The 12942-nt window shown below is 66.8% G+C and carries 12 protein-coding genes; 6 read left to right on the plus strand and 6 right to left on the minus strand.

Going from position 1 to position 12942, the window contains the following annotated elements; genetic code table 11:
- Window positions 1-141 precede the first annotated feature (141 nt).
- Window positions 142-1095, minus strand: a complete 954-nt coding sequence (locus tag BMY71_RS00665; RefSeq protein WP_011504604.1) for a TAXI family TRAP transporter solute-binding subunit — start codon at window positions 1093-1095, stop codon at window positions 142-144.
- Window positions 1096-1250: 155 nt separating this feature from the next.
- Here BMY71_RS00665 and BMY71_RS00670 point away from each other — a divergent pair, with 155 nt between their 5' ends.
- The 4 genes from BMY71_RS00670 to BMY71_RS00685 all read left to right on the plus strand — a co-directional run bounded on the left by BMY71_RS00670 (window position 1251) and on the right by BMY71_RS00685 (window position 7101).
- On the plus strand, window positions 1251-2528 hold the full coding sequence (locus BMY71_RS00670) for an MFS transporter (RefSeq protein ID WP_092681670.1): 1278 nt from the start codon (window positions 1251-1253) through the stop codon (window positions 2526-2528).
- Window positions 2529-2626: 98 nt separating this feature from the next.
- A complete protein-coding gene (locus BMY71_RS00675; RefSeq protein WP_092681031.1) occupies window positions 2627-4234 on the plus strand; it encodes an alkaline phosphatase D family protein in 1608 nt (535 codons plus the stop codon).
- A 370-nt stretch (window positions 4235-4604) separates the two neighbouring features.
- A complete protein-coding gene (locus tag BMY71_RS00680; protein ID WP_092681033.1) occupies window positions 4605-5612 on the plus strand; it encodes a Bug family tripartite tricarboxylate transporter substrate binding protein in 1008 nt (335 codons plus the stop codon).
- 271 nt (window positions 5613-5883) lie between these two features.
- Complete coding sequence (locus BMY71_RS00685) at window positions 5884-7101, plus strand: EAL domain-containing protein (protein ID WP_092681672.1); 1218 nt, start codon at window positions 5884-5886, stop codon at window positions 7099-7101.
- Between the two features lie 134 nt (window positions 7102-7235).
- Here the strand turns inward: BMY71_RS00685 and BMY71_RS00690 are convergent, their stop codons facing one another.
- Window positions 7236-7733 carry a hypothetical protein gene (locus BMY71_RS00690; RefSeq protein ID WP_175557571.1) on the minus strand — a complete coding sequence of 166 codons (498 nt, stop codon included), beginning with the start codon at window positions 7731-7733 and terminating at the stop codon, window positions 7236-7238.
- A 322-nt stretch (window positions 7734-8055) separates the two neighbouring features.
- Between BMY71_RS00690 and BMY71_RS00695 the strand changes: the two genes are divergently transcribed.
- Window positions 8056-8361 carry a hypothetical protein gene (locus BMY71_RS00695; protein WP_011504610.1) on the plus strand — a complete coding sequence of 102 codons (306 nt, stop codon included), beginning with the start codon at window positions 8056-8058 and terminating at the stop codon, window positions 8359-8361.
- A gap of 26 nt (window positions 8362-8387) precedes the next feature.
- Here the strand turns inward: BMY71_RS00695 and BMY71_RS00700 are convergent, their stop codons facing one another.
- Window positions 8388-9608 (minus strand): hypothetical protein, encoded by a 1221-nt coding sequence (locus BMY71_RS00700; protein ID WP_430715309.1) that lies wholly within the window; start codon window positions 9606-9608, stop codon window positions 8388-8390.
- 89 nt (window positions 9609-9697) lie between these two features.
- A complete protein-coding gene (locus BMY71_RS00705; protein WP_092681035.1) occupies window positions 9698-10324 on the minus strand; it encodes an NUDIX domain-containing protein in 627 nt (208 codons plus the stop codon).
- A gap of 75 nt (window positions 10325-10399) precedes the next feature.
- Here BMY71_RS00705 and BMY71_RS00710 point away from each other — a divergent pair, with 75 nt between their 5' ends.
- Window positions 10400-10819, plus strand: a complete 420-nt coding sequence (locus BMY71_RS00710) for a PaaI family thioesterase (protein WP_011504613.1) — start codon at window positions 10400-10402, stop codon at window positions 10817-10819.
- A 13-nt stretch (window positions 10820-10832) separates the two neighbouring features.
- Here BMY71_RS00710 and BMY71_RS00715 read toward each other — a convergent pair whose 3' ends face one another.
- Together BMY71_RS00715 and BMY71_RS00720 are read right to left on the minus strand one after the other, a co-directional pair.
- On the minus strand, window positions 10833-12098 hold the full coding sequence (locus tag BMY71_RS00715; protein ID WP_092681037.1) for a glycosyltransferase family 87 protein: 1266 nt from the start codon (window positions 12096-12098) through the stop codon (window positions 10833-10835).
- Between the two features lie 84 nt (window positions 12099-12182).
- Window positions 12183-12929, minus strand: a complete 747-nt coding sequence (locus BMY71_RS00720) for an HAD-IA family hydrolase (protein WP_011504615.1) — start codon at window positions 12927-12929, stop codon at window positions 12183-12185.
- Window positions 12930-12942: the final 13 nt, after the last annotated feature.

A 12942-nucleotide genomic window follows, 5' to 3' on the forward strand; every position in this document is an offset into this window, starting at 1 on the left:
ACCGTCCCGCCGCGTGGTCTGTTATGTGGTTCGTTCCCGAACGTCATGCACGGGCTGGACCCGCGCATCCATCGCCTTTCGAAATAAGATGGATGGCCGGGTCAAGCCCGGCCATGACACCGTTTTTTTTGCGAGCTTGGCCTACTTCAGCACGCCCTTTTCCTTGAAGTACTTGATGGCGCCGGGGTGCAACGGAACCGGGCTGTCGGTGGCGGCGGTCTCGAGCTTGATGCCCTTGCCGGCGGAGTGAGCGCTGGCGAGTTCCGGGAGCGCGTCATAGACCAGCTTGGTCATCTGATAAGCGAGGTCGTCGGACACCGCGCTGCTGGTGACGAGATAGTTCACCACCGCTGCGGTCGGGACGTCCTTGTCCTGGCCCTTATAGGTGCCGGCCGGGATCGTCTCGGCGATGAACGGCGGGCCGATCTTGTCGACGATCTCCTTCGGCACCGACACCACATTGACTTCGGACGAATTGCTGAGATCCTTCAGCGAAGCGACGCCGAGGCCGGCCGACTGCAGCGTGGCGGCGAGTTGGCGATTTTTCATCAGGTCGACGGATTCGGCAAACGGCAGATACTCGACCTTGCCGAGATCCTTGTACTCCATTCCGGCGGCCTTCAGGATCGCGCGCGAATTCAGCTCGGTGCCGGACTTCGGCGCGCCGACCGACAGGCTCTTGCCCTTGAGATCGGCAAGCGTCTTGATCCCGGACTCCGCGGTCGAAACGATCTGGATGTAGTTCGGATAGATCGCGCCGATCACCCGCAGCTTGTCGAGCTTGGCCTTGAAGCCGGCTTCGGCGTCACCGTCCCATGCGGCCTTGAGCGAGTCGCCGAGGGTGAAGGCGATCTCGCCGCGGCCCTGCTGCAGCAGATTCAAATTCTCGACCGACGCCTTGGTGGCCTGGACCTGAGATTTCACATTGGGGATCTTCTCGCCGTAAATTTTCGCGATCGCGACGCCGAGCGGGTAATACACGCCCGAGGTTCCGCCGGTCAGCACGTTGACGAATTGCTGGGCGTGGGCCAACGGCGCCGACACCGACAGGACCGCGGCCGACGCCACGGCAATGCCCAAAAATCTGGCCTTCATGAGCGAGTTTCTCCCCTTGGTTGTTTGTCGAGGAAACTGAACGGGCGAGACGCCGCGGTCAACCCGTCAAATCGGCGGCGACGCGACAGCGCCGGAACAACCGCCCTGCCTGAAGGTTTGCTGGCGTATTCTCCTTGTTCCCGCCCGAGGTTCGCTTGCCCCTGCAGCAGACGCCCGGCCAGCAACGGTCGCTCGACGCCCTGAACTTCTTCCTGGCCGACGTCCGCGACGGGCTCGGGCCCTATCTGGCGATCTATCTGCTGTCGGTTCAGCACTGGAATGAGGCCTCGATCGGACTGGTGATGACGGTTGCCGCGATGGCTGGGATCGCCGCTCAGACGCCGGCCGGGGCGCTGATCGACCGCTCTACGGCCAAGCGCGGCCTGCTGATCGCCGCCGCGATCGCGGTGACGCTGGCGTCGGTAACGCTGCCGCTGTTGCAGAGCTTCGAAGCCGTCGCGGCGACCCAGGCACTTGCAGGCGCCGCCGGCGCGATCTTCGCGCCCGCGGTCGCGGCGGTGACACTCGGGATCGTCGGGCCCCGCGCCTTCGCCCGCCGCACCGGGCGCAACGAGGCGTTCAATCACGCAGGCAATGCGGTGGCGGCGACGCTGGCGGGGGTATCTGCCTATTTTTTCGGTCCGGTGGTGGTGTTCTGGCTGATGTCGGCGATGGCCGTCGCCAGCATTTTCGCGACGCTGTCGATCCCGGCGAAAGCGATCGACGATCAGGTCGCGCGCGGTCTCGCCTCGATCGGCGGACTGGACGCAGGCCCGCCAGTTCCCGACCAGCGCCACGACCAGCCCTCGGGTTTCAAAGTGCTGATCACCTGCCGTCCGCTGCTGATCTTCGCGGCGGCGACCGTGCTGTTTCACTTCGCCAATGCCGCGATGCTGCCGCTGGTCGGGCAGAAGCTCACGCTGGTGAACAGGGAGATCGGCACCACCCTGATGTCGGTGTGCATCGTCGCGGCGCAGATCGTGATGGTGCCGGTGGCGATGCTGGTCGGGCACAAGGCCGATGTCTGGGGCCGCAAGCCGATCTTTGCGGTGGCGCTGGGCGTGCTGGCGCTGCGCGGCGCGCTGTATCCGTTGTCCGACAATCCGTTCTGGCTGGTCGGGGTGCAGATGCTCGACGGCGTCGGGGCCGGCATCTTCGGTGCGCTGTTTCCGCTGGTGGTGGCCGACCTCACCCGCGGCACCGGTCATTTCAATATCAGCCAGGGCGCGATCGCCACCGCTACCGGGATCGGCGGCGCGCTGTCGACCGGCGTCGCGGGGCTGATCGTGGTCACGGCCGGCTACAGCGCTGCATTCCTCACCCTCGCTGCGATCGCGGCGCTCGGGCTGGTGCTATTCGTCGTCCTGATGCCCGAGACCCGCCAGACCGGGCTGCCTGCGATCGGACTGGCCCCGGGCATGCCGGCTGAGTAGGTTGTCGCCGCGGGTTCACGTGGCTACGCTAGCTTGCCGCTCCTCAAATCCGCCAATGCGTTTCATCGGCGGGCAACTGTTTTCCGATCGGTCTGTCGATGTCCCGTCAACCACTGCGCTCCGGCCTGTCGCTCGACCGTCGCACGCTGCTGCGCGGCGCGATCGGCGCCGGCCTGGCAGGCACGCTGCCATCCATCAGCGGCGCGGCGGCGCGGACGTCGTTCAAGTCCGACCCGTTCACGCTTGGAATAGCTTCGGGCGATCCGGCGCCGGACGGCTTCGTGCTGTGGACCCGGCTCGCACCGGAACCGCTTGAAGCGCGCGGCGGCATGACCGCGCACCCGGTCGAAGTGACGGTCGAGATCGCCCACGACCCTGCGATGTCCAGGATTCTTCGCACCGATAAGGCGATCGCGCATCTCGAACTGGCTCATTCGGTGCACGTCGAGGTCGAAGGGCTGTCGCCCGCGCGCGATTACTTCTACCGTTTTCGTGCCGGCGACGCCGAGAGCCCGATCGGCCGCGCCCGCACCCTGCCGCCGCCGGACGCCACACCGGCGCAGCTCCGCTTCGTGGCGGCGGGCTGCCAGCGATGGGAAGGCGGCTACTACACCGCCTGGCGCGCGATCGCCGACGATCAGCTCGACTTCGTGTTCCACTATGGCGACTACATCTACGAATACGCCTTCGCCGCGCGTGACAAGGACGACAGGCCGAATCCGCGCACGATGCCGCCGGACTTCCCGGCCTGCTTCACCTTGACCGACTATCGGCGCCGTTACGCGCTTTACAAGGGCGACCCGGATCTGCAGGCGGCGCACGCCTCCTGTCCGTTCCTGTCGAGCTTCGACGACCACGAGATCGCCAACAACTGGGCGAGCGACAGCGACCCGAAACAGACGCCGGCCGCGGCCTTCCTGTTTCGCCGCGCGATGGCACTGCAGGCCTGGTACGAACACATGCCGGTGCGCCGCGCACTGATCCCGCGCGGCCCGGACGTGCTCGCCTATCGCGGCTTCCGGATCGGCACGCTCGCCGATATCGCCGTGCTCGACACCAGGCAATATCGCTCGCGCCAGCCCTGCGGCGATGGCTTCCGTGCCCATTGCGACGACGTCGATGCAGCCGATCGCACCATGCTCGGCGCCGCGCAGGAGCGATGGCTGGCGGAGCGGCTGAAGCGGAGCAAGACGGTGTGGCAGGTACTGGCGCAGCAGGTACTGTTCGCGCAGTTCGACTGGCGCGGCTTCCCGTGGGCGAAGCAGACCGACGGGCCGCTGCTCGACATGGACACCTGGAACGGCGCCGATGCGGCGCGCGACCGGGTGATGGCGATGCTCGCGGAGGCCAATCCGTCCAACCCGGTGGTGCTGACCGGCGACCTGCACCGCGCGCTCGCGTTCGAGCTGCGGCGCGACTGGCGCGATCCGAACTCGCCGCGCATCGGCGTCGAGTTCGTGTCGAGTTCGATCTCGTCGCCCGGCGACGGCCCGGCGACTGGGGACAATCTGGCGACGATGTACAAGAACAACCCGAACCTGAAATTCTTCAGCGACCAGCGTGGCTACACCCGCCACGAGGTGACCCGAAGCCGATGGCAGGCCGATGTCCGGGTCGTCGACGACATCACCGCCAGGGGTCAGCCGGTCAGAACCGCACGAACCCTGCTGGTCGAAGCCGGGCGGCCCGGGCTGCTCGGCAACTGACGCCGCCCCCGGGAAGGCCGGCGCCGCGACCGTAGCGCACTGGCCACGCAGCAACCGAGCGCGTAGTCTGGCGCCCGCACTGGCCCGCAAGAGGCTGGTCGGACCGGGAGACCGCCAGACATGACCGCTCGACAGCGCGCAGCGCTTGCGTACGCCGCAGCCGACGGCAGACACCCGCCCGCCGACGATTTCATCCCGAACTGCTCGCCCCCGAGCGCTCCTGGCGCGATCGCGACCATGGGCCTCGCGCTGCCGCGCCGCCCCGCCCCGGCACAGACCTGCCGCTATTGCTTGCACGTATCCAGCGCCGGCGCGTTTGCACGCCGGCGTGTCGTCGTCGTCCGAACTCTTTCAACCAAAGGAAGCTTGCATGCCGTCCTCGACCCGTTCGCCGTTCCGCCCGAGCCGTCGCAGCGTGCTGCGCGCAGCCGCCGCGCTCGGAGCCCTGCCGCTGCTGCCGCGCCTCGCACAGGCTGATACCTGGCCGAGCCGGCCGGTCAAGTTCGTCGTGCCGTTCGCGGCCGGCGGCACCACCGACATTCTCGCGCGGCTGGTGGCGCAGACGCTGTCCGAGGAATACGGCCAGCAATTCGTGGTGGAGAACAAGGCCGGCGCCGGCGGCAACATCGCCGCCGATTTCGTCGCCAAGGCGGAGCCCGACGGCTACACCTTCATCGTCGGCACGCCGGGCACCCACGCGATCAATCAGTTCGTGTTCAAGTCGCTGAGCTACGATCAGGTCAAGGATATCACGCCGGTCATCATCATCGCCAAAGTGCCGAACCTGTGCTCGGTGACCAATTCGCTGCCGGTCAAAAGCGTCGCCGAGTTGATCGCCTACGCCAAGGAGAAACCGGGCGAACTGTTCTACGGCACGCCGGGGCTCGGCTCGACCGCGCACGTCTCGACCGAACTATTCAAATCGTTGACCGGCGTGCAGATGACCCACGTGCCGTATAAGGGCTCGGCGCCGATGCTGACCGATCTGATCGCCGGGCGCGTGCATCTCACGATCGACAATCTGCCGGCCTCGCAGCCGCACGCCGACGCCGGCTCGATCCGTCCGCTCGCGGTCTCCACCGCGACGCGCTGGCCGCTGCTGCCGGATCTGCCGACCATCGCCGAAGCCGGCGTGCCGGGCTACGACGCCGCCTCCTGGTTCACGATCGGCGCGCCGGCGAAGACCTCTCCGGCGATCATCGCGAAGCTCAACGCCAGCGTCGACAAATTCATCAAGACCGAGGGTGGGACCACGCGGATGCGCAAGCTCGGCGCCGATCCGGTGGGCGGCTCGCCGGAGGACATGCAGCGCTACGTGCTCGCCGAAATCGAGAAATGGGGCAAGGTCGCGAAGTTCGCCAAGATCGACCCGCAATAGCCTGCCGCGAGACCCACCGCGCCGACGCGGCCGGACCACGGCCGCGGAGGCAAACTGCGCCGCTATTCGAGAACGTTGCAGCGTTGCGGCGTTGCGGCGGGCTCGTGCCGAACACACTCGGTACTCACTGCCGCGTGTTCCAGATCATCGCAATTTAAATAACTATCGCGGGTTTAACCCTACCCGGGACTTCATGTGGGTTGCAGAACAATTCCACAATTCGAACGCGTTCCAACACCTAAAACTGAGCGGGTAACGGGGGGACGTGACGATGACGATGACCACAATCGATAGACAGGAGCGCGCGGCGCCGGGGGCCTTCGGCCGCCGGAAAGTGTCGCCGCGCGCCTGTATCATCGATGGCAAGCCGCATTTGCGCGCCTTTCTCGCCGATGCGCTGGACGAGCTGCGGTTCGTCACCAGCGAATGCAGCGGTGTCGATGAACTGGCGGCGGTCGTCGGCGAGCAACAGCCGGACATCTTGGTGATCGGCTCCTCGATCGGCGGCGTCGAGGCGGCGCGTATTCTCGACGTGGCGTGCGACGCCGGTTTCGACGGCAGCGTGATGTTGATCTCCGCCCGCGAAACGATCGCGCTCCGCGCCATTCTGCACCACGGACTCGAGCGTCACCTGACGATGCTGCCGCCGCTGGCGACGCCGTTCAGCGCGCAGATGCTGCGCGAAAGCATCGCGCCGCTGCTGCCGCAGGAACCGGCGCCGAAGCCCGAGGTCGATGTCGCCGAGGCGCTGAAGACCGGCTGGCTGGAGCTGTGGTATCAACGCAAGCTGGACGCGCGCTCGCTGACGCCATGCGGCGCCGAGGCGCTGGTGCGGCTGCGGCACCCGAACTGGGGCGTGGTGGTGCCGTCGGCGTTCCTGCCCGACCACAACGACCCGCATTTCCGGGCACTGTCGGAATTCGTGGTCGAGCGCGCGGTCGCCGACTGGCGCTATCTGCTGGCGCATCATGGCCCGGTCGATCTGTCGATCAACCTGCCGGCCAGATTTCTGCTCGACGCGCAGGCGGTCGACGATTTATGCGCATGGGTCCCGACGCATCCGGCGTTCGGCGGACTGATCGTCGAGATCGACGCGCATGAGATCGCCGCGCATCTCGACGCGATGGTCGACGTCGCGCGGCGGCTGCGGTTGCGCAACATCGCGATCGCGGTCGACAAGGTCGGCGCCGACTGGCCGGAACTGATGCATCGCGACACGTTTCCGTTCGTCGAGCTCAAGGTCGACCGCACTTATGTAACAGGATGCGCCGACGATCGGCTGAAGCGCGCGGTGTGCAGGCGAATCGTCGACCTCGCCGGAGACTACGGCGCGCGCTGCACCGCGACCGGGATCGAGAGCCGCGCCGATTACATCGCCGCGCACGAGCTCGGCTTCGACCTGGTGCAGGGCTATCTGTTCGGCAAGCCGATGGGGCTGAAGAAATTCGCCCGGGCCGCCATCGGGAAACCCTTGAGCACGCTGGCTTGACCCGGCGCATATCGACGGGACCAGAACGATGACGCGGCCGGATCGTTCGAGCGATGCCGGTGTTGGGGCGCGTCAACGCAGGGCTTCACGATCGCGACTCAGAGCTTCGGCTCTGATGTCATCACACCCGGGATCTAATCGAACGTCATATCGAGGCATTTCGACACGTCGCTGCCGAACCCCGATGCGATGATGATGCAGCCGCGCACTTTGCGGCTGGCTGAGTCGCTCGCCCAGACCGCGTAGCCGCCCGGGCCGAAAAACGAATTGGTGTTCGGCGGCTCGGTCTCGGCGGCGTCGAACTCGTATGCGCCGTCGGTGTCGAAGATCCGCGGCCGCTTGGAGCAGCTGCCGTCAGCCTGGATGTTGATCACTTCCTTGTTGTCGCGCGTCATCGCCAAACTGACCGCGCAGCGGAAATACTCCGACGTCTTGACGTTGAACAGATAGGCGTAGGAACGACAAGTCGCCGTGGTGAGCTTGCCCGGGCTGAGGCCACGGCTGCAGGCGATCCGCTGGTTATTGCTGAGCTTGAAGTCATCGGCCCGCGCCGCGGAGCCGAACGCTGCCAGTATCACCGCGCCGGACAGCGCCGCGCCCTTCGCCCATGCCTGCCACCAACCTGCGCGCATCGTCTCCCACTCCCGTCTTGTTCGTTTGTCGCTGCCAGAGCGTCGTCGAGCGAAGTGGAGACCCGTTCGCGTCAAGAAAACGTGACCACAAAATCCTCAGCTTCAGTTTCGATCCTATCAGATTCGAACCCCTCGTCTGCAATCGGCAGCCGTGACGGGGAGCCGCTTGGCGCGCTGGCGCAACCGCGCAACAGAACCGACATGTCGTGGAGCTGTGGGCGGCGCACGGCTTGACGCAGAAACATCGTTCGTGATTTGTTCAAAACATGCGATCCCGCGCCGCGCGCGAGGCTCGCATCGGAAGTCGGAGGAGACCGCAGCCATGATCGCCCCATCCCTCAAGACGCTGCTGGCGGCGGCGGTTGTCGGCTCACTTGCGCTACCCGTCACAGCCAGCGCCGAGGAGCCGGCGCCGTGGGTACTGACGCCGGACATGGGCTATGGCTACACCCGCGACGGCAAGACGTTCTCGTACAAGATGGGCACCAGCAACGCCAAGGAGCTGTTCAAGGGCGCCAAGAAGGTGCCGAAGGAGACGCTGTTCTTCATCGGCGCCAACGGCCAGCTCTATATGCGCAGCGGACGATTCCTGGAGGACGACGGCAGCTTCAAGTTCGGGTCGCACTGAGCGGGCTTGCTCCCGGACTTGCGCAATCAGAACGCCGCGGCGAGTTCGCGCGCACCGGGATTGTTGCTGTTGGCGTCCATCCGCGCGTCGGTAACCGCGAGCAGCTTCGCCACGGTGTTGTGGCGGATCGCAACCGGGTTGCGTTCATAGCCCGAGCGCTGGAAGAAATTCGAGGTCGGCACCACCTCGCGCATCGCCTGCGGCATCGTCACCATGTCGAGCCCGGTGCCATCGCCGGTGAGATTCATCATCTCCAGCTCGGCGGCCGTCAGCGGCGCCATATAGCCCTTCTGCCGCGCGAAGATCACCGAGGTGAGCAGCTTGTGGGTCTGCAGCAGCGGGCCGACATCGATATCGAGCACCAGCGCATGGACGCCCCAGCCCTGCGGCGTGCGACCGAGCTTCTCGTGCTCGCTCCAATTGCCCGGGATCGACCGCGCGAACGCCACCATCCGCTTGACCACCGCGATCTTGCGTTCCAGCGCCGCGCGCTGTGGGCCGGACAGCGTCGCCGCCCGGTCGTTCAGCGCCTTGACGATGTGATGGCCCTTCTCGGCCAGCAGCACCAAGGTGTTGGTGGTGAGCAGCTGATTGTAGCCGATCGCGGTCGAGATCGCGCGCGAGCCCGGCCGCGACTTGCTGAGGCCGGATTGCATGTCGTGGTCGCCATTGCCGCCGGTCTCGAACGCATAGACCCGCACCGCCTGCTCGCGGGTCAGCCCCATGGCGCGGGCGACGCGGGCGTAGGCGCGCTTGAAATCGACCTCGGCCGCCGGCCGCTGCGGCGCAAACTGATAGTAATCCGCGGCCGCTTTCAGGAAGTCGGCAACCACCGGGATCGTCTTGCGTTCGCTGGGCGGCTGCTTCGGCTCCGGATCGACCGGCCGCTTCGGGCCCGTATAGACCGGCGGCTGCGCCAGCACGTAGTCCTCGACCGAAACCTGGTCGCCCGCGCGGCGCTTGGCGTTCCGAATCCGGCGCCTCTCGGCGATCGCGTTCCAATAGGCTTCGGCGTCACGATCGAACTCGGCGCGCGCGGCCTGATATTGCTGCAGCCGGTAGCGATACTCCGCAATCGCCTCCGGCGAGACGGCCTGCGCCAGCGCATCGGCGACCCGTGGCGGCAGCGGCGCGGCGGTTTCGGCGCGCGCCAATGGGGCCAGCGCCATCAGCGCGAGCGAGGTGGCGCAAAGCCGGCGAGCAAACGACGCGCGTGAGTGAGGTTTCCGAATCAAGGCGATCAGCATACGGCGAAGTATATCGCATTGACTGGTGAATGAATCGCTGCACCAAAGCTTGCCGCCTGCGGCAAATCGCGAACCGTCTCCGCTGGAGGCTATTTCCAGGCGAACACCGGTTGTTCCAGGTCGGCGACGCGCGTGACGCGGCCGGCCAGCACCTCGCGGAACTGATAGATCAGCGCCGCGGTCGGCGCGTGGATGTAATCGCCGGCGTGGCGGAACCGGATGACGCTGCGCTCGCTTTCCGGAATCGAGGTGAAGTCGAACGCGTCGTGATGCGCGATATCCGCGAGCGCGATGTGATGCACCGATGCGACCTCGTCGGGATTGGGCGCGAGCGGTCCCGCTGCGGCCGCCCACGCCACAACCGGCGTGATCAGATAGCCGGACCGTGTCGGATAATCGTCGAGCATTCCGAGCACATCCTCGGCCTGCAGTTCCAGCCCGAGTTCTTCGTGCAGTTCGCGCAGCGCGGTCTCCGGCGCGGTCTCGCCGGCGTCGCAGCGGCCGCCCGGCAGCGCCCATTGATTGCTGTGGGCGCGCAGGCTCGCGGCGCGGAACGTGAGCAGGAGCGCGGCGCCGCCATCGGCCCCGGCGACCAGCGCGACCGCGACTGCGGCGCGCTTCAGTCCGGATGGCGTCAGGCCGTCGTCGTGGCGCGGAAAGGCGCGGCAGCGCGCGGCGATCTCGGCCCGCAGGGCGTCGTTGTGCAGATGGCTCATCCGGCTTGACTACACCGGCGGCGTGCCCGAGGAAACCGTCGCCGCGATGTTCCCGCGGCGACGGGGACGCCACGTATGACCGAGACCGCCCGCAGCCTGAAAGCCGATGGCTGGACCGTGATCCACGACGACGGCTTCATCGATCTGGTCGGGCCGCTGTGGCATCGCATCGACGACGGCATCAGCGAATACGCGATCGCGACCGCGGCCAAGCACCGCAACAAGCGGGGCCTGGTGCAGGGCGGTCTGATGATGACGATGGCCGATCGCACCTCCGGGATCGCCGCGCGCGAGCAATCCGGCGCGCCGCATCTCGCGACGGTCCAGATGGACACGCATTTCGTCGATGCGGCCGAGATCGGCGACCTGCTGATCTCGCGGCCGCGCGTGGTCCGCTCGACGCGAAGCCTGATCTTCACATCGACCGAGATCAGCGTCGATCGCCGCTGCATCATCCTCGCACACGGCGTCTTCAAGATCGTGCGGCCGCGCTGAGCGGCGCGGGCTGTCAGACGATCGGCTGCGGCGTGGACGACGACGCGGAGCGCGCGCCGGATTCCTGCGCAGCGCGCTTGATGATCAGCACGAACACCAGGAGCATCGACGGCACGCCGAGCGGGATCAGCGTCTGCTCGGCCAGGCCGCGCGCCACCAGCGGCATCAGCCACAGCAGCGCCAGCGCGGTCTTCTCCCACGGCGCGAAACCTCGGGCGAGCCCATGGGCGGCGAGGAAGGCGATCGCCGGCGCGAGCGCGACGAAGTCGTAGTCGAGGCTGTAGGGCGTCGCCAGAATCGACGCGACGATCAGCGCCGCGGCCTTCAGGGGATACGCCGCGCGGCTGCGCCACAGCCAGACCAATGCGGCCGCCAGCGTCACCATGACAGCGCCCTGGATCGCATAAGCGAGCTGCACGCCGCCGCCCCACATCCGCACCCAGGCGAACACCGACTGGATCTTATGCCAACCGGTGCCGCCTTGCTCCAGCACCACTTTCTGGGTGAACGGCATTGCTTCGAAGAAGGCGCGCCAAACCTCGAAGCCGAAAGCAAACGTGGTGGCGAGCGCCAGCGCGAGCACGGTCAGCGCGGCAGAGACGAAGACGCGCCAGCGCCAGGTCGCGATCAGCACCAGCGGAATCATCACGCCGAATTGCGGTTTGTAGGATAGCAGCCCGATCAGGACGCCCGCGACGATCGGACGCCGATCGAGCAGCGCGAGCGCCGCCCCGATCAACGCCGCGGTCAGAAATCCATTGTGACCATGGGAGATGTTGACGAAGGCAGCCGGCGAAGCGAGCGCGAGCAACAGCCATAATTTCTGCTGCGGAGGGTCGACGCCCTGTCCGCGCGACGCCAGGCGCAGCACCAGCGCCAGCATTCCGAGATACATCAGCAGCGTCGCGATCTGCCACACCGCAAGCGCCGGCAAATAAGGGAGCATCGCCAGCGGCGCGGCGACGAACATCAGGAACGGCGGATAGTGCCAGCCGTAAAACGGCGTATCGGCACCGAAGATCGTCTGCTCGCGGGCGTGTTGGGTTTCGGGGTCGAACGCCAGCGCCGCCTGCCCCTCGAGCGCGTAGGTGCCGCCGGCATAGATGTCGGAGAAATCTGTGCCGAGCGGCCGGCCCTTGAAGTCGTTCAGCCCGTTCGCGGTCGCGACCAGATACAGCAACCCGCCCAGCGAGGCGGCGAGCACCGCGAGCGCCCACAGCCGGATCCGCGGGCGCGTTACCCAGTCCCCGCTGCGCAGCGCGTCGATCAATCTGCTCATCCGACAAGGCCCGGCGACGATCCCATCGCCAAGGCCTAGCGAAAAAGCCTTACGAAGCGCTAAAGTCGGCGGGCGCGAGCGCGCTCAGGCGGCTTCGAGCCAGCGCCCGAGCGCGTCGAGCGTCACCAGCCTGTCGCCGGCCCCGGCGCCGGCGAGATGCCGGTACGGCGCGTCAGGCTCGCCGAGATCGCTCAGCACAGCCAGCGCGCCCGCGAAATCGTCGCCCTCAGTATACATCCCCTGCGTCACGATGGTGGCAAGGCCGGCGCCGCGCGCCGCGCGGACGCCGTTGGTGGAATCCTCGAAGGCAACGCAAGCCGACGCCGGCAGCGCCAGCCGCTCGAGCACATATTGATAGATGTCCGGAGCAGGCTTCTTGGCCGGCACGACGTCGCCGGCGCCGATCACTTCGAACAGCGCGATCGCTTCGCGCCCGAGTGAGGCGCCGAGCAGCGCCTCGACATTCGGCAGGCTGGTGGTGGTGGCGATCGCCAGCCGCACGCCGGCCGCCTTCGCCTCGCGGATCAGCCGCTCCACGCCGGGACGCAGCGCCGCGCCGGCTGCGATCAGCGCACTGTAGCGCGCAGTCTTGGCGGCATGTAGTTCGGCGATCCGGCCCACCGCGCGGTCTGCGCCTTCGGGCTGCGCCGCCAGGAAATGTGCGATCCGCTCCTTGCCGCCGGCGACGTCGAGCAGCCGCCGATAGTCGGCTGCGTCCCAATGCCATGGCAGTTTCTCAGCGGCGAAGATTTCGTTGAAGGCCTGCCGATGAAGCTCTTCCGTCTCCGAAAGCGTCCCATCGACGTCGAAGATCATAGCTGATGGTAACATAGAACTCCCTTGC

The organism is Rhodopseudomonas pseudopalustris, assembly GCF_900110435.1.
Lineage (GTDB): Bacteria > Pseudomonadota > Alphaproteobacteria > Rhizobiales > Xanthobacteraceae > Rhodopseudomonas > Rhodopseudomonas pseudopalustris.